The sequence below is a fragment of the Rathayibacter sp. VKM Ac-2926 genome, from assembly GCF_022815565.1.
Lineage (GTDB): Bacteria > Actinomycetota > Actinomycetes > Actinomycetales > Microbacteriaceae > Rathayibacter > Rathayibacter festucae.
In genome coordinates this window covers 281,501-297,806 of record NZ_JALGRS010000005.1, presented here as the reverse complement: position 1 = coordinate 297,806, position 16,306 = coordinate 281,501, and the positions used below count along the sequence as shown (strand labels likewise).

Below are 16,306 nucleotides of genomic sequence, written 5' to 3'. Positions count from 1 at the left end.
CCCGGTGGGCCGTCTAGGCTGGATCGCATGCCGGATCCTGCAGACCTCTTCGCGATCGAGGGCGACCTCGCCGACGTCCCGCGGGGCCTCCACCTCGTGGCCGGCCTCACCGGGTTCGCCGATGCCGGAGGTGCGGTCGGCCAGCTCGCCGAGCACCTGCACGGGACGCTCGAGCACCGGACCGTCGTCGAGTTCGATCCCGACCAGCTGCTCGACTACCGCGCACGACGGCCGATCATCACCTTCGATCAGGACCACCTCACCGACTACACCCCGGCGAGCCTCCGCCTCTCGCTCGCGCACGACGAGCTGCACCAGCCGTTCCTCCTGCTCACCGGGTTCGAGCCGGACTACCAGTGGGAGCGCTTCACCCGGGCGGTGCTCGAGCTCATCGATCGGCTCGAGGTCGCGAGCACCACCTGGGTGCACGCGATCCCGATGCCCGTCCCGCACACCCGGCCGGTCGGCGTGACGGTCAGCGGCAACCGCGAGGACCTGATCGAGGCCATGTCGGTCTGGAAGCCGGTCACCCAGGTGCCCGCGAACGTCCTGCACCTGCTCGAGCTCCGCCTCTACGACCGGGCTCTCCCGGCCGTCGGCTTCGCCCTGCTGATCCCGCACTACCTCTCCGACACCGCCTACCCCCAGGCGGCCGTCGCCGCGCTCGAGAGCATCTCGGCGTCGACGGGGCTGATCTTCCCGACCGACAGCCTCCGCGAGAGCGGCCGCGAGTTCCTCTCGAAGGTCGACGAGCAGGTCGGCTCGAACGAGGAGCTGCAGAAGCTCGTCGCGGCCCTCGAGTCCCGGCACGACACCTACATGGAGGGGACGAGCCTGCGCTCGCCGCTCACCGACGAGGACGGCTTCGTCCCGACCGCCGACGCGCTCGCGGCCGAGCTGGAGAAGTTCCTGGCCATCAAGCGGCCCGGCGAGGAGCCCACGGCCCAATAGCAGGCGGCCCGCGCTTGGTAGTCTCTGCCGAGTGCGATCTCGTCGAGCCTGGTTCGTCTTCGGTGCCGGTGCCTTCGCGTACCTGGTCGCCGTCCTCGACCGCACGACGCTCGGAGTAGCGGGCGTCGACGCGGCGGAGCGGTTCGGCATCTCGGCCGCGATGCTCTCCTCGCTCGCCGTCGTCCAGCTGATCGTCTACGCCGGCATGCAGATCCCGGTCGGCATCCTCATCGACCGCTTCGGCCCGAAGACGCTGATCCTCAGCGGGACAGCGCTGATGATGGTCGGCCAGATCGTCCTGGCCTTCGCGCCGTCCCTCGGCGTCGCCATCGTCGGACGGATCCTGGTGGGTGCGGGCGACGCCGCGATCTTCACCTCGGTGATCAGACTGACCGTGACCTGGTTCAGCGGACCGATCGTCCCGCAGCTCTCGCAGTGGATCGGCAACATCGGCCAGGTCGGCCAGATCCTCTCCGCCCTGCCGTTCGCCGCGATCCTGCACGCGGCGGGCTGGACTCCCGCCTTCCTCTCCGTCGCCGGGATCGGCGCCGTCGCGTTCCTCGGCGTGCTCCTGCTGATCACCGACATCCCGCCGCGGACCGAGCCGATCGTCCTGGTGCCGCCGACGCTCCGCGCGACGATCACGCAACTGGGCGTGAGCCTGCGCCGGCCGGGCACACAGCTCGGCTTCTGGTCGCACTTCGTGACGCAGTCCTCCGGCACCGTGTTCACACTGCTCTGGGGCTACCCGTTCCTCGTGTACGCCATCGGCCTCGAGCCGGGCGTCGCCGCTCCGACGCTGACGATCGTCGTGGTCGCCGGCATCGTCGTCGGCCCGATCCTCGGCGTCCTCACCGCCCGGCACCCGATGCGGCGGAGCAACCTCGTGCTCGGCATCGTCTCGGCGATGGCGGTGGCGTGGACCGTCGTCCTGCTCTGGCCCGGCGTGCCGCCGTACTGGCTGATCGTCCTGCTGCTGATCGTCATCGGCGCCGGCGGGCCGGGATCGATGATCGGCTTCGACTTCGCGCGCACCTTCAACCCGTCCCGGAGCCTCGGCGCCGCGAACGGCGTGGTGAACGTCGGCGGCTTCCTCGCGAGCTTCACGATGATGTTCCTGATGGGGCTGCTGCTCGACTCGCTGGCAGGGCCGGGCGCGGACTCCGCCCGGCTCTACTCGATGGACCACTTCCGGCTCGCCTGGTGCATCCAGTACGTCGTCGTCGGCCTCGGAGTGATCGGACTGGTCACCGCTCGCCGCAGGACGCGGCGCCGGCTCGCCGAGGACGAGGGAATAACGGTGGCCCCTCTGTGGGTTGCATTGAACGACCGTCTCCGTCGTGGCCGCGCAGGACGCTGACCGTCGGACCCGCCCTTCCCCGTCCTTCCGCGAGGCCCCGCATGGTCTCGCGTCGGACTCCTCCCGGAGTGCCGAAGCCCTGAGCGCACGGCCGCACTACTCAGGCGTGCAATAATTGTCAATAGGACCCGTTCGGGTCGAGGAGCACGGCGCCCACGTCGGGCGTGCGATCCCCTCGACTTGACATGGGTCCTCGTAATGCCCACCGACGGACGACGCCTCCCGGCCTCGCCCGCAGCCGGGACGCAACGGATGGAGAGGTGCCGCCATGGCCACCAGAGCTACCAAGACCGCAACGCTCGACGCCGTCGACGACGACGTGACGACGACCAAGAAGCCCGCCGCGCGCAAGCCGGCGGCCAAGACCACGCGCGCCCGCGCCACCACCAAGGCCGCGGCCCCCGCTGCGGCGGAGGAGGAGCCCACCGAGCCCGAGGACGTCGACGGCGACGCCGACGCCGAGGAGGAGACCGCGGTCGTGGTCGAGGAGACCGAGACCGAGGCCAAGGACGACACCGAGACGCCGGTCGTCGCGGCCGCCGCTCCGGCCGAGCCGCTGCCCAGCGGCGCGCTCGTCCTCTCCTTCGGCGGCGACGACGACGAGGTCCCCGTCTACTCGACGGCGATCACCGGCGCCACGGCCGACCCGGTCAAGGACTACCTGAAGCAGATCGGCAAGGTCGCGCTCCTGAACGCGGCCGAGGAGGTCGAGCTCGCGATGCGCATCGAGGCGGGCCTCTTCGCCGAGGACAAGCTCGCGAACTCGAGCGACCTCAGCCCGGAGCTCGTCCGCGAGCTGCGCTGGGTCGCGAAGGACGGGCAGCGGGCCAAGAGCCACCTGCTCGGCGCGAACCTCCGCCTCGTGGTCAGCCTCGCCAAGCGCTACACCGGCCGCGGCATGCAGTTCCTGGACCTGATCCAGGAGGGCAACCTCGGTCTGATCCGCGCGGTGGAGAAGTTCGACTACACCAAGGGCTTCAAGTTCTCGACATACGCGACGTGGTGGATCCGCCAGGCGATCACCCGCGCGATGGCCGACCAGGCCCGCACCATCCGCATCCCCGTGCACATGGTCGAGGTCATCAACAAGCTCGCCCGCGTCCAGCGCCAGATGCTGCAGGACCTGGGCCGCGAGCCCACGCCCGAGGAGCTCTCCCGAGAGCTCGACATGACCCCCGAGAAGGTCATCGAGGTGCAGAAGTACGGCCGCGAGCCGATCTCGCTGCACACCCCCCTGGGTGAGGACGGCGACAGCGAGTTCGGCGACCTCATCGAGGACACCGAGGCGGTCGTGCCGGCCGACGCGGTGGGCTTCACGATGCTGCAGAAGCAGCTCGAGTCGCTGCTCGACTCCCTCTCCGAGCGCGAGGCCGGCGTGATCCGCATGCGCTTCGGCCTGGGCGACGGCATGCCCAAGACGCTCGACCAGATCGGCGACACCTTCGGCGTGACGCGCGAGCGCATCCGCCAGATCGAGTCCAAGACGATGGCCAAGCTCCGCCACCCGTCCCGCTCGCAGTCGCTCCGCGACTACCTCGAGTAAGCCGGTGATCCGCTACGCGCCGGCGGTCCTCCTCGGGAGGGCCGCCCGGTTCGCAGCGCGCGTCCGCAAGCCCGGCGGAGGCTCCGCCGTGCCCGGACTCGTCGTGAACCGCCTCGCGCCGGGCTTCCTCCCGGCCGTGCTCGACGGCTTCACCGACGGCCTCGTCGTCGTCACCGGCTCGGCCGGGAAGTCGACGACGACCAAGATGCTCGTGGCGGTGCTCCGTGCCCACGGGCTGCGGGTCTTCACCAACCCCTCCACCGCGAACATCGCGCAGGGACTGACCTCCGCGCTGCTCGAGCGCACCGACCTCCGCGGGCGGATCGACGCGGACATCGCCGTCCTGGAGATGGACGAGGGACACGGCGCCCGGCTCGCGCCGCGGATGAGCCCGCGCGTCGTGCTGCTCACCAACGTGGTCGTCGACCAGATCGACCGCTTCTTCGACCCGGCCATGGTCGCCCGGATGCTCGCGACCATCGCGACCCGGGCCACTGGCCCCGTCGTCCTCAATGCGGACGACCGCCACGTCGCCGACATCGCGACGAGCCTGCCCAGCGATCGCCTGCGCTGGTACGGCACCTCGTCCGCCGTCCGCGACGCGGCTGTCGGGGGGCTCGGCTACGCGGCCGACGCCGAGGGCCAGGAGGGTCGTGCGACGACCGTCGTCGAGAGCACGGCCGGTGCCGCCGCGACGATCCGGAGCGACGGCGACGTCCTCGATGTCCGCCTGCCCGCTCGCGGCGTGCACTACGCGGTCGACGCCGCCTCGGCGGTCTCCGCGGCCCGCGCGATCCTCGGCACCCGCTTCCTCCCGGCGACGACCGCCTCCGCGCTCTCGTCGATCGACCCCGTGTTCGGGCGCGGCGAGATCGTGACGGTGCGCGGCCAGGAGGTCGAGTTCGTCCTGGTGCAGAACCCGGCGAGCTACCGCCTCAACATCGCGGAGATCCCCGAGGGCACCGAGCAGATCATGCTCGCCGTCGGCTCCGACGTCCGTGACCCGTCCTACTTCTGGCCGGTCGACACCGCCCGCCTCGGGCGGGTCCGGGTCGTCTCCGGCTCGAAGGCGCACGAGGCCGCGCTGCAGCTGCGCTACGACGGCGTCGCGATCGACGCGGTCGACGACGATCTCGGTCGTGCGCTCGACGCCTTCCTCGCGCTGCCCGCTCCGAGCCACGGGCGGAAGACGATCGTCTTCTCCGCCGACTCGATGCGGCGCACCCGCGCCCACCTCCAGCTCGCCTCCAACCGCGAGGAGACCGCGTGACCACCCTGTTGATCGGCGTGCTCGCCCCCGACGTCCTGGACAGCAACGGCGATGCGGCGAACGCCCGCGTCCTCGCGGCACGCGCCGGCTGGGCCGGTCTCGACGCCCGCCTCCTGGCGCTGCGCGAGGAGGCCGACTTCGCCGAGCGGCCCGACGTGCTCGTGGCCGGCACGGGAGCGGACGAGGACCTGCCCGCCGTGCTCGACCTCCTCCGCGCCGTCGGCGACACGGTCCAGGGCTGGGTGCGCGACGAGACCGAGGTCGTCGCCGTCGGCGCGGGCTGGGAGCTCCTCGCCGAGTCGTTCGCGACGTCCGAGGCCGTCATCGCCGGCATCGGGGTCCTCCCCGGTCGTGCCGTGACCTCCGAGCGCACGACCGACGACCTCGTCGTCGAGTCCGCGTCGGGCGTCCTCGTCGGCTTCGAGAACCACGCCCGCCGTTTCGAGGGCATCGATCCCGCGCACGTCCTCGGCCGGGTGCTGCACGGCACCGGTGACGGCGGGGGAGCGGAGGGCTACGCCGCAGGTCGGCTCCTCGGCACGCACCTCCACGGCCCCGTGCTCGCGAAGAACCCCGCCCTCGCGGACGCGATCCTGACCCGGGTGGCCGGGCGGCACGGTCTGGCCTACTCGATGCAGGACGAGCGGATCCGTGCGGCGGATGAGACAGCTCGAGCCGCCCGCGAAGTGATCGCGAAGCGGCTCGGAGTCGGCCGGTAGGGAGTCCCGCTCCCCACCGGCGAAGGGCGGGCTGACTAGGGGCGCTGCTCCTCGAAGAGGCGCGCCGACTCGTCGTGCCAGCTCTGGGCGATGCTGGAGAGCTTCTCCTGGTACTTCTTGCCGTGGTGCGCGCAGAACAGCAGCTCGCCGCTGTTCACCACGACACGGATGTAGGCCTGGGCTCCGCAGCTGTCGCAGCGGTCTGCCGCGGAGAGCTGCTGCGATCCAGCGAGCTCGTCCACGCCGTTCTGGGTTGCTGTGGTCGACATGACGTGGCCTCCTGCGCTCGGGTCTTCGACTTCGGTGGACTCGGCCTCTCAGCTCCGTCCTTCCCTTGGTCCAACCATCAAAGCACGCGGATGTTTCCCGGCAGAGTCGATCCCGTGGCATTTCGCTCTGCGCGTAGGTCCCCCGCCGCACTTCCCAGCCCGCGAGCACCGTGATCGCGCTCCGCCGCGCCGCGGCCGGGGTGTCGTCCCTCGAACCTAGACTGATCGGATGGCCTCCACCGACTACTCCGCACGGCACCTCTCCGTCCTCGAAGGCCTCGAGGCGGTGCGCAAGCGTCCCGGCATGTACATCGGGTCGACGGACTCCCGCGGGCTGATGCACTGCCTCTGGGAGGTCATCGACAACTCCGTCGACGAGGCCCTGGCCGGCCACGGCACCGAGATCAGCGTGGTGCTGCACGAGGACGGCAGCGTCGAGGTCCGCGACCGCGCCCGCGGCATCCCGGTCGACATCGAGCCCAAGACCGGGCTCACCGGCGTCGAGGTCGTCTTCACCAAGCTGCACGCGGGCGGCAAGTTCGGCTCCGGCTCCTACGCCGCCTCGGGCGGCCTGCACGGCGTGGGCGCCTCGGTCGTGAACGCGCTGTCGGAGCGGCTGGACGTTGAGGTCGACCGCGACGGCCGCACTTACCGGATGTCCTTCCATCGCGGCGAGCCCGGCCGCTTCGCGGACTCGGGCGAGCCGACCCCGGACGCTCCGTTCTCGCCGTTCGAGAACGGCTCCGAGCTGGAGATCGTCGGCAAGGTGAAGAGGGGCGTCACCGGGACGCGGGTCCGCTACTGGGCGGACCGGCAGATCTTCACCAAGGGCGCCGCCTTCCAGACCGACGACCTCGTCACCCGGGCCCGGCAGACCGCCTTCCTGGTGCCGGGGCTCACGATCGACATCGTCGACGACCGCGAGGAGGAGCGCCGCGCCGAGATGTTCCGCTACGACGGCGGCATCTCGGAGTTCGTCGAGTTCCTCGCTCCGGACGCGGCCGTCACCGACGTGCTGCGGCTCACCGGCAGCGGCACCTTCACCGAGACCGTGCCGGTGCTCACCCCCGGCGGCGCGATGGTTCCCACCGAGGTGGAGCGCACCTGCGAGGTCGACATCGCGCTGCGCTGGGGCACCGGCTACGAGACGGTGCTGCGCAGCTTCGTCAACATCATCTCGACGCCCAAGGGCGGCACCCACCAGACCGGCTTCGAGCAGGGGCTGCTGAAGCTGCTCCGCGCGCAGGTCGAGGCGAACGCCCGCAAGCTCAAGGCCGGCTCGGACAAGCTGGAGAAGGACGACGCGCTCGCTGGTCTCACCGCGGTGCTGACCGTGCGCCTGCCCGAGCCGCAGTTCGAGGGCCAGACGAAGGAGGTGCTCGGCACGCCGGCCGTGCGCGCGATCGTCGCGCAGACGATCACCTCGACCCTCGGCGCCGTGTTCGCCTCGACGAAGCGCGAGGACAAGGCGCAGATGTCGCAGCTGCTCGAGAAGCTCGTCGCCGAGATGAAGTCGCGGATCTCGGCCCGCGCGCACAAGGAGACGCAGCGCCGCAAGAACGCGCTCGAGTCCTCCTCGCTGCCGGCCAAGCTCGTCGACTGCCGCAGCAACGACGTGGAGAACAGCGAGCTGTTCATCGTCGAGGGCGACTCGGCGCTGGGCACCGCGAAGCTCGCCCGCAACAGCGAGTACCAGGCGCTGCTGCCGATCCGCGGCAAGATCCTCAACGTGCAGAAGGCGAGCATCGCCGACATGCTCTCGAACACCGAGTGCGCCTCGATGATCCAGGTGATCGGGGCCGGGTCCGGCCGCTCCTTCGAGCTGCCGGCCGCGCGCTACGGGAAGATCATCCTGATGAGCGACGCCGACGTCGACGGCGCGCACATCCGCACGCTCCTGCTCACGCTGTTCTTCCGCTACATGCGGCCGCTGGTCGAGGCCGGCCGGGTCTTCGCCGCGGTGCCGCCGCTGCACCGCGTCGTGGTGATGAACTCCGGCAAGAAGCCGAACGAGACGATCTACACCTACTCCGAGAAGGAGCTGCAGGGCGTCCTCGCCGGGCTGTCGAAGGCGAACCGGCGCTACCAGGACCCCATCCAGCGCTACAAGGGCCTCGGCGAGATGGACGCCGACCAGCTCGCGCTGACGACGATGGACCGCTCGCGGCGGACGCTGCGCCGGGTCAAGGTGTCGGACGCGGAGAACGCGGGCCGGGTCTTCGAGCTGCTGATGGGCAACGAGGTGGCGCCGCGCAAGGACTTCATCGTCCGCGGCTCCGAGACGCTCTCGCGCGACCGCATCGACGTCTGAGGCCCGTCCCGCGCCGGGGCGGCGCGGGACGACGGTCTAGAACTGCTCGGGGGCCGCGCCGATGCTGGCGACCGGGGCCGCGAGGGCGACGCCGGAGCCGTCGCGCTTCATCCCGGAGTCCGGGAGCGCCGCGACGCTGCCGTCGGCCTCGAGCGCGTGCGCCGGGCCGGGGCCGACCCAGGCGACGCCGAGGGCGGTCTCGCCCTTGAGGAAGCGCTGGGCGCGGACGCCGCCGGTCGCGCGGCCCTTGGGCGGGAACTCCGAGAACGCCGACACCTTGGCGCTGCCGGTGTCGGTGCCGGTGAGGGCCCAGCTGTCGACGGCGACGGTCGCGACGACCGTCTCGTCGCGCTCGGACTCGGGGACGACCGCGAAGGAGACGACCTCGTCGGTCTCGCTGATCTTGACGCCGGCCATGCCCGCCGCGGTCCGGCCCTGCGGACGCACCGCCGAGGCGGAGAAGCGCAGCAGCTGGGCCTCGCCGGTGACGAAGACGAGCTCGTCCTCGTCGGCCGACGGCGCGGCGCCGACGACCGCGTCCTTCGGCCGCAGAGCGATCAGCTCGATGTCCGGGCGGTTGGGCAGGTCGCCCGGGGCGACGCGCTTGACCGTGCCCTGCAGGGTGCCCAGGGCGATCGGGCGCGGGTCGTCGAGGGCGACCAGGGCGAGGACGCGCTCGTCCTTCGCCAGGTGGGTCAGGTAGTCGCTCATCCGGACGCCCGCGCCGAGCTGCACCGAGGAGGACGGGACGGACGGGACGTCGACGGGGGAGAAGCGCAGCAGGCGGCCGGCGGTCGTCACCGCGCCGATCTCGGCGCGCGTGGTGGTGTCGATCGTGCTGAGCACCGCGTCGTGCTTGCTGCGGCGGGTCGCGCGCTCGGGGTGCGGCGCGGCCTCCGGGTCGCGGTCGATGCGCACCATCCGCCCGGTGGTGCTCAGCAGCACCCGGCAGGGCAGGTCGGCGATCTCGAGGACGGCGGCGGTCTTGCGTCCGGTCGTGGCGACGGAGGGGCGCGCCTCGGTGAGCAGCGTCCGGCGCGGCGTGCCGAGGCGCTGCGCGACGTCGTCGAGCTCGTCGGACACGAGCGCCTCGAGGCGGCTGCGGCTGGCCAGCAGCGCCTCGAGCTCGGCGATGTCGGCGAGCAGGGTGTCGCGCTCGGTCTCGAGCTCGATCCGGGAGAACCTCGTCAGGCGGCGCAGCTGCAGCTCGAGGATGTAGTCGGCCTGGATCGTGCTGAGGTCGAAGACCTCGATCAGCCGGGCCCGGGCGGCGGCGGTGTCGTCGCTCGCGCGGATCAGCTGGATGACCTCGTCGATGTCGAGGATCGCGATCAGCAGTCCCTCGACCAGGTGCAGCCGCTCCTGGCGCTTGCGGAGACGGTAGCGGGAGCGGCGGGTCACCACGGTCAGGCGGTGGCCGACGTAGACCTGCAGCAGCTCCTTGAGGCCGAGCGTGCGCGGCTGGCCGTCGACGAGCGCGACGTTGTTGATCGAGAAGGCGTCCTCGAGCGGGGTGTAGCGGTACAGCTGCTCGAGCACCGCCTCCGGGCTGAAGCCGGTCTTGATCCCGATCACGAGGCGGAGGCCGTTGTCGCGGTCGGTGAGATCGGTGACGTCGGCGATCCCGCTGAGCTTCTTGTTCTGGACGCCGTCCTTGATCTTGTCGATGACCTTCTCGGCGCCGACGAGGTAGGGCAGCTCGGTGACGACCAGGCCGGACTTCCGGGCGGTGATGCTCTCGACCGAGACGCGGGCGCGGGTCTTGAAGCTGCCGCGGCCGGTCGCGTAGGCGTCGCGGACGCCGGCGAGCCCGACGATCGTGCCGCCGCTGGGGAAGTCCGGGCCGGGGACGAACGACATCAGATCGTCAAGCGAGGCGTCGGGGTGCGCGATCAGGTGCCGCGCCGCTCCGATCACCTCGATCAGGTTGTGCGGGGCCATGTTGGTGGCCATGCCGACCGCGATGCCGCTCGCACCGTTGACGAGGAGGTTCGGGAACGCCGCGGGGAGCACCTCGGGCTGGTCGTGCGAGTTGTCGTAGTTGGGGACGAAGTCGACGACGTCCTCGTCGAGGTGCTCGGTCATCGCCGTCGCCGCGGCGGCGAGGCGGGCCTCGGTGTAGCGGGCGGCGGCGGGGCCGTCGTCGAGCGAGCCGAAGTTGCCGTGGCCGTCGACGAGCGGGACCCGGAGCGTGAACGGCTGCGCGAGACGCACGAGCGAGTCGTAGATCGAGGCGTCGCCGTGCGGGTGCAGCTTGCCCATCACCTCGCCGACGACGCGGGCCGACTTCACGTGGCCGCGATCGGGGCGCAGGCCCATCTCGCTCATCATGTAGAGGATGCGGCGCTGCACCGGCTTCAAGCCGTCGCGGGCGTCGGGCAGGGCGCGGGAGTAGATCACCGAGTAGGCGTACTCGAGGAACGACCCCTCCATCTCGGCCGAGACGTCGACGTCCTCGATGCGCTCGGTCAGGGAGGATCCGGAGGGAGGGGGTGCAGCGTTCATGTCTCACTTCGGTAGCGGGCGCGGGCACGGCGGGGCACGCTCCGCGGAGGGGCGCAGCGTGCGAAACTGGGCGCGATGACCCCCATGCTACCGGCCGTCCCCGCCGGGCGGCGGAGCCTCGCCGACGTCCTCCCCGGCGCTCTCGACGCCCTCCTCGGCCGCCCGGGGACCTTCGGCTCGCCGCGCGTCGAGCGGATCGTCGTCGTCCTCGTCGACGGGCTCGGGGCGGCCAACCTGCGGCAGCGCGCCGGGCACGCCCGCACGCTCGCGCCCGCGCTCACCAAGGCCACGACCCTCGCCTCCGGCTTCCCGACGACGACCGCGGCGGCCCTCGCCAGCCTCACCACGGGCCGGCGCCCGGGGGAGCACGGGATGGTCGGCTACCGCGTGCTCGACCGGGCGCACGACCGCCTGGTGAACCAGCTCTCCGGCTGGGACGACCGGATGGTCCCCGAGCAGTGGCAGCCGCACCCCACCGTCTTCGAGCGCGCCGTCGAGGCGGGTGTCGCGGCGAGCGTCATCGGCGCCGCCCGCTACGCGCACTCGGGGCTCACCCGCGCGATCCTGCGCGGCGCCGAGTACCGGGTCGCCGGGGGAGTCGCCGAGCGCTTCGCCGCGGCGCGCGATCTGCTCGACCGCGGCGGCCGGCAGCTCGTCTACCTCTACGTCCCCGAGCTCGACATGACCGCGCACGCCCGCGGCTGGGAGTCGCCGGAGTGGACGACGGCACTGGAGCAGCTCGACGGCGAGGTCGCGGCGTTCGTCCGCGGACTCTCCGGGCGCGAGGGCGTGCTCGTCACCGCCGACCACGGCGTGCTGGACGTGCCCGCCTCGTCGCACGTGCTCGTCCGGGAGCCCGCAATGCTCGAGGGTGTCCGCCACCTGGCCGGCGAGCCGCGCTGCCTGCAGCTGCACCTCGAGGCCGGGATCGATCCCGCGGTGGTCGCGGCGCGCTGGAGCGAGGCGGAGGGCTCCCGCGCCTGGATCGCGACCCGTGACGAGGTCGCGGCGAGCGGCTGGTTCGGCGAGATCGGCGCTCCGGCGGCGGAGCGGATGGGCGACGTCTTCGTCGCCGCCCGCAAGGCGATCGCCTACTACTCGGCGGAGGACGCATCCGGCCGGTCGATGATCGGCCAGCACGGCTCGCTCACCCCCGAGGAGACCCAGGTGCCGCTGCTCGGCTTCGGCGCGCTCTCCGGGATCTGAGTCCCGGGAGCGCGCTCGCCCTCTCAGGCGTCGACCGGTCAGGCGTCGACCGGTCAGTCGTCGCTGCGGGCCCCGAAGACGATCTCGTCCCAGCTGGGGATGGCGGCACGGCCGCGGCGCATCGAGGTGCGTCCGCTCGCGGCGGGGTGCTCGGCAGCGGGTGCTGCGGGGCGCTCGGGCTCGGGGGCCTTCGGGGCGACGACCGCGGGCGCCTCCGGCTGCGGCTCCTCGCGCACCCGCGCCGAGGAGGCGTGGTCGCGCTCGCCGCGACGGCGCCGGAGCGCGTCGAGGAGGTCGGCCGTGTCGTTGAGGTTGCGCTCGCGCTGCTCGGTCGTGCTGGTCACCGGGCGGGGGAGCGTGGAGACCGGACGCGGCGTGTCCGAGAGGGCCGGCTGCGGCTCGGTGTCGGAGGGCCGGGAGGCGGCGGGTCGCGAGTGCGGGAGACGCGAGGGCCCCTGGCGCTCGGAGCCCGCTCGCTCGGAGCCCGCACGCTCGGAGCCCGTGCGCTCGGAGCCCGTGCGCTCGGGGCGCGACGGCTCCGCGGGCTTCGCGAACGCGTCGGTGTCGAAGCGGGTCGCCAGCTCGTCGACCGCGGCGGGGATGACGGCGCGCAGGCGCGGGATCAGCGTCGGCCTGATCTCGCCCTGCTGCGAGAGCGTGGTCGCCTCGGCGGTGAGGGGGGAGAGGAGCGCCTTCTTGGGGTCGAAGCGCCAGCGGGCGTCGTGGTCGATCTCGTCGGAGCGGAAGAGCAGCTTGACGACCCAGCCCTCCTCCTCCTTCCAGCTCGACCACTGCTCGCCGTCGGCACCGAGGGCGCCCAGGCGCTCGCGGATGACGTCGCCGAAGGGCGTGCCCTCCTCGAGCGGGTCGGGGTCGGCGCTGGTGTAGACGCGGACCGCCAGGGCGGAGGCGACGATGTGCTCGCGCTCGGCCGTGACCGGGCCCTCGAAGCGCGCGACGTAGTCGAGGTCGGCGCCGGTGAGCTCGGCGACCTCCTCGGCGGAGAGGCCCGAGCGGATGTGCGACTGGATCTCGCGGGGCGACACGCGCTTCTCCCGCGGGGGCAGCGAGTGCACGCGCGGGCGCAGCTGGCTCTGCAGCGTCTCGTCGATGCGGACGGAGAACCGCTCACCGCCGTCCGAGACGAGGACGAGCGATCCGCTCTCGACGCCGATCACCTTCAGTTCCATCATCGTGCTGGACCTCCTTCTGGCCGCGGACGAGCCCGTGCCTGCCGCGAACCGGCTCAGGATCGCACGCCGACGGGCCGTTCCCCGGGAATACCGCGGGCGGGTCGAAAGTTGGTGCGGAGGAGGGCGCGGCAGCGGCTGTCAAGACGCGTTCGAAGCGGTTTGCGCATCGATACTTCTTGATGCACACTGTCCCCGCCGATTTGTTGAACGACTGAATTTAAGAAGTGGATGGGAATGGCTACGGACTACGACGCCCCCCGCAAGACCGATGACGACTCCGAGTCGATCGAGGCCCTGAAGGAGCGAGTCCCCGACAAGATGTCCGGTGTCGTCGACGTCGATGACGCCGACAACCCGGGCGGATTCGAACTGCCCGGTGCCGATCTGTCCGACCTCGATCTGGACGTCGTGGTCCTTCCGCCGCAGGCGGACGAGTTCACGTGCGTCAGCTGCTTCCTGGTGAAGCACCGCTCGCAGATCGACCACGAGGAGAAGCTCGGCCCGATCTGCCTGGAGTGCGCCGCCTAGGCCTCTCCCGGCTCCGAAAGACCAGCGCCCCGTCGCCGTGATCCCTCCCGGATCGCGGCGACGACGTCGTTGGGGCGCCTGCTCGACAGCAGCCAGTACGGCGTCGGGTCGGCGGGGTCCTCGATCGGGACCCGGACGACGTCGCGCACCCAGCCGCGGATGACGAGGAACGCCCTGGCGTCCAACCGCGGTCCGCGCTGAGCGAACGCCCGCTCGCCGGTGAAGGCGACCGCGTCGCCCACCAGCTCGAGCGGGATGTGCGCGCGGCCGGCCCGCAGCTCGCCGTCGACGACCTCGATGGTCGGCGACGTGGCGAGCAGCGTGCCGACGGTGCCGCCGTAGAGCACCAGCGCGACGAGGAAGCCGACGGACAGGTTGATCGGCGCGAAGACCAGGATGCTGGCGGGGATCACGAGGGCGGTGGAGACGAAGAGCCAGGGCGCGGGCCACAGCCTCTCTCGGTAGGACGGCATGTCCCTATTGCATCAGACGATTGGTCTACCCTCGTCACGTGAACGAAACCGTCGACGTCCCGATCCGCGCGGACGAGGTCCCGTTCTACGCCCACCCCGGTGACGCCGGAGCCGATCTGCGCTCCACGGAGGAGCTCGTGCTCGCTCCCGGCGAGCGGGCGAGCGTCGGCACCGGGGTCTCGATCGCCCTGCCCGACGGTCATGTCGGCTTCGTCGTGCCGCGCAGCGGGCTGGCCTTCAAGCACGGCCTCACGATCGTGAACGCGCCCGGCACCATCGACGCCGGCTACCGCGGCGAGATCCGCGTGGCCCTCCTGAACACCGACGCCCGCGAGCCGTACCGCATCGCCGCGGGCGACCGGATCGCGCAGCTCGTCATCCTGCCCGTCGTCCGGGCCCGCTTCACCGCCGTCGAGGAGCTGCCGGACTCCGTCCGCGGCACCGGCGGCTTCGGCTCGACCGGCTACGCCACCGCAGCACCAGCAGACGCCCGCACCAACGAGGAGAACGCATGAGCGACATCCAGCCCGCCGGCACCGAGGACGCGGCCGTCGAGACCGCCGCGCAGGACTTCGAGAAGTCCGCGCCCGCCGACCGCGCGGAGGCCGGCCCGCTCGACGAGCGCGAGGCCAACCCGGTCCGCCCCTACATCGACCTCGGCGGGGTGAAGGTGCTGCCCCGCGAGGGCATGCACATCCGCCTCGAGGTCGAGGAGGCGACCAAGCGCGTCATCGCCGTCGGCCTCGACTACGCCGGGTCCACCCTCCAGGTGCAGCCGTTCGCGGCACCGCGCTCCTCGGGTCTCTGGCACGAGATCCGCGGGCAGATCGCGGAGCAGATCGGCCGCCAGGGCGGCAGCACCGAGGAGCGCGAGGGCGTCTTCGGCCCGGAGATCGTCGCGCAGCTCCCGCTGGCCGGCGGCGGCGTGCGCGTCGCGCGCTTCGTCGGCGTCGACGGTCCGCGCTGGTTCCTCCGCGGCGTGATCGCCGGCGCGGGGGCCACCGACGAGCAGGCCGCGGCCGCCGTCGAGGACCTCTTCCGCAGTGTCGTCGTGGTGCGCGGCTCCGGCCCGATGCCCCCGCGCGACCTCATCCCGCTCAAGATGCCGGACAGCGGCCAGACCCAGCAGAGCGCGAGCTGAGCGGGATGGGCGCCGAGGGCGACCAGCAGCCCGAGCGCGACGGGCGGTCGGAGCACACCGGCCCGTCCGAGCGCGAGGGGCAGCCGGAGCGTCCCGAGGTCGGTGAGGCGATCGCGAAGGCCGCCCGCCGCTCCGGACTCGGCGTCGTCGCCGACGGCGAGCCGTTCGACGGCCGCGCGCTGCTCGGCTCGATGGGCGGCGTCCGCGGCATCCTCGAGGCCGTCGTGCCCGGAGTCGCCTTCGTCCTCCTCTTCACGATCACGGGAGAGCTCGTGCTCTCGCTGGTCGCCTCCGTCGGGATGGCCGTGCTGTTCACCGTCGCGCGGATCCTCGGGCGCACCCCGGTCATCCAGGCGGTCGGCGGTCTGCTCGGCGTCGTGATCTCGGCCGCCCTCGCGCTGATCACCGGCCGCGCGGTCGACAACTTCGTGCCCGGTCTGATCACCAACCTCGTCTACGGCCTCGTCTTCCTGGTGTCGGTGCTCGCGCGCTGGCCCCTGATCGGCGTCGCGGCCGGCTACCTGATGGGCGACGGCACGGCCTGGCGGAACGACCGCCGGAAGCGCCGGCTCTTCTCGCTGCTGACGCTCGCCTGGGCGGCCCTGTTCTTCGTCCGGCTCGCGGTGCAGTACCCGCTCTTCCTCGCCGGCGACGCCACGGCCCTGGGCACCTGGAAGCTCGTGCTCGGCCTGCCCCTCTATGCGCCGCTGCTGGTGCTCACCGTCCTGGCCGTGCGCGCGGAGTACCGCGGCGCGGCGGAGCGGGACGAGGCGGCTCCGCCCGCCGAACGCGCGTAGAGTTGTCTCGACGTCAAGATAAATAGTTAGGTCCTCCTTG

15 protein-coding genes are annotated in these 16,306 nt (G+C 72.0%); 11 read left to right on the top strand and 4 right to left on the bottom strand.

Features of this window, described 5'->3' with window-relative positions; translation table 11 throughout:
* The first annotated feature begins 27 nt into the window (after positions 1–27).
* The 5 genes from MT351_RS09310 to MT351_RS09290 all read left to right on the top strand — a co-directional run bounded on the left by MT351_RS09310 (position 28) and on the right by MT351_RS09290 (position 5,843).
* A complete protein-coding gene (locus MT351_RS09310) occupies positions 28–951 on the top strand; it encodes a proteasome assembly chaperone family protein (protein ID WP_123736935.1) in 924 nt (307 codons plus the stop codon).
* 31 nt (positions 952–982) lie between these two features.
* Positions 983–2,311 (top strand): nitrate/nitrite transporter, encoded by a 1,329-nt coding sequence (locus MT351_RS09305; RefSeq protein WP_132437051.1) that lies wholly within the window; start codon positions 983–985, stop codon positions 2,309–2,311.
* A 268-nt stretch (positions 2,312–2,579) separates the two neighbouring features.
* Positions 2,580–3,854, top strand: a complete 1,275-nt coding sequence (locus MT351_RS09300) for an RNA polymerase sigma factor (RefSeq protein WP_132437052.1) — start codon at positions 2,580–2,582, stop codon at positions 3,852–3,854.
* A gap of 88 nt (positions 3,855–3,942) precedes the next feature.
* Positions 3,943–5,124, top strand: a complete 1,182-nt coding sequence (locus MT351_RS20285; RefSeq protein WP_165932475.1) for a Mur ligase family protein — start codon at positions 3,943–3,945, stop codon at positions 5,122–5,124.
* On the top strand, positions 5,121–5,843 hold the full coding sequence (locus tag MT351_RS09290) for a hypothetical protein (protein ID WP_132437054.1): 723 nt from the start codon (positions 5,121–5,123) through the stop codon (positions 5,841–5,843). Before MT351_RS20285 ends, MT351_RS09290 begins: the two co-directional genes overlap by 4 nt.
* 35 nt (positions 5,844–5,878) lie before the next feature.
* On the opposite strand, the gene MT351_RS09285 is transcribed toward MT351_RS09290, so the two are convergent.
* Positions 5,879–6,112, bottom strand: a complete 234-nt coding sequence (locus tag MT351_RS09285; protein WP_123445851.1) for a hypothetical protein — start codon at positions 6,110–6,112, stop codon at positions 5,879–5,881.
* A gap of 229 nt (positions 6,113–6,341) precedes the next feature.
* On the opposite strand from MT351_RS09285, the gene MT351_RS09280 reads away from it, so the two are divergent.
* Positions 6,342–8,423, top strand: a complete 2,082-nt coding sequence (locus MT351_RS09280; protein WP_123736939.1) for a type IIA DNA topoisomerase subunit B — start codon at positions 6,342–6,344, stop codon at positions 8,421–8,423.
* Positions 8,424–8,459: 36 nt separating this feature from the next.
* On the opposite strand, the gene MT351_RS09275 is transcribed toward MT351_RS09280, so the two are convergent.
* Positions 8,460–10,928, bottom strand: coding sequence for a DNA topoisomerase (ATP-hydrolyzing) subunit A (locus MT351_RS09275; protein ID WP_243582022.1), 2,469 nt, complete (start codon positions 10,926–10,928; stop codon positions 8,460–8,462).
* A gap of 75 nt (positions 10,929–11,003) precedes the next feature.
* Here MT351_RS09275 and MT351_RS09270 point away from each other — a divergent pair, with 75 nt between their 5' ends.
* Positions 11,004–12,134 (top strand): alkaline phosphatase family protein, encoded by a 1,131-nt coding sequence (locus MT351_RS09270; RefSeq protein WP_207901715.1) that lies wholly within the window; start codon positions 11,004–11,006, stop codon positions 12,132–12,134.
* Positions 12,135–12,187: 53 nt separating this feature from the next.
* Here MT351_RS09270 and sepH read toward each other — a convergent pair whose 3' ends face one another.
* Complete coding sequence (gene sepH, locus MT351_RS09265; protein ID WP_132437056.1) at positions 12,188–13,327, bottom strand: septation protein SepH; 1,140 nt, start codon at positions 13,325–13,327, stop codon at positions 12,188–12,190.
* Positions 13,328–13,561: 234 nt separating this feature from the next.
* Between sepH and MT351_RS09260 the strand changes: the two genes are divergently transcribed.
* On the top strand, positions 13,562–13,855 hold the full coding sequence (locus MT351_RS09260) for a DUF4193 domain-containing protein (protein ID WP_055792269.1): 294 nt from the start codon (positions 13,562–13,564) through the stop codon (positions 13,853–13,855).
* On the opposite strand, the gene MT351_RS09255 is transcribed toward MT351_RS09260, so the two are convergent.
* The gene (locus MT351_RS09255) at positions 13,852–14,328 is read right to left on the bottom strand and encodes a DUF3093 domain-containing protein (RefSeq protein WP_123445856.1); all 477 of its coding nucleotides are present in this window, start codon (positions 14,326–14,328) and stop codon (positions 13,852–13,854) included. The two genes, MT351_RS09260 and MT351_RS09255, sit on opposite strands and share 4 nt — an antisense overlap.
* A 38-nt stretch (positions 14,329–14,366) precedes the next feature.
* On the opposite strand from MT351_RS09255, the gene dut reads away from it, so the two are divergent.
* Genes dut through MT351_RS09240 form a run of 3 tightly spaced genes read left to right on the top strand, consistent with a single transcriptional unit; the run spans position 14,367 to position 16,266 of the window.
* Positions 14,367–14,843: a dUTP diphosphatase gene (gene dut, locus MT351_RS09250; RefSeq protein ID WP_123445857.1), complete on the top strand. Its 477-nt coding sequence runs from the start codon at positions 14,367–14,369 to the stop codon at positions 14,841–14,843.
* The gene (locus MT351_RS09245; RefSeq protein ID WP_123445858.1) at positions 14,840–15,469 is read left to right on the top strand and encodes a DUF3710 domain-containing protein; all 630 of its coding nucleotides are present in this window, start codon (positions 14,840–14,842) and stop codon (positions 15,467–15,469) included. Before dut ends, MT351_RS09245 begins: the two co-directional genes overlap by 4 nt.
* A gap of 5 nt (positions 15,470–15,474) precedes the next feature.
* A complete protein-coding gene (locus MT351_RS09240; RefSeq protein ID WP_132437057.1) occupies positions 15,475–16,266 on the top strand; it encodes a DUF3159 domain-containing protein in 792 nt (263 codons plus the stop codon).
* The last annotated feature ends 40 nt before the right edge of the window (positions 16,267–16,306 follow it).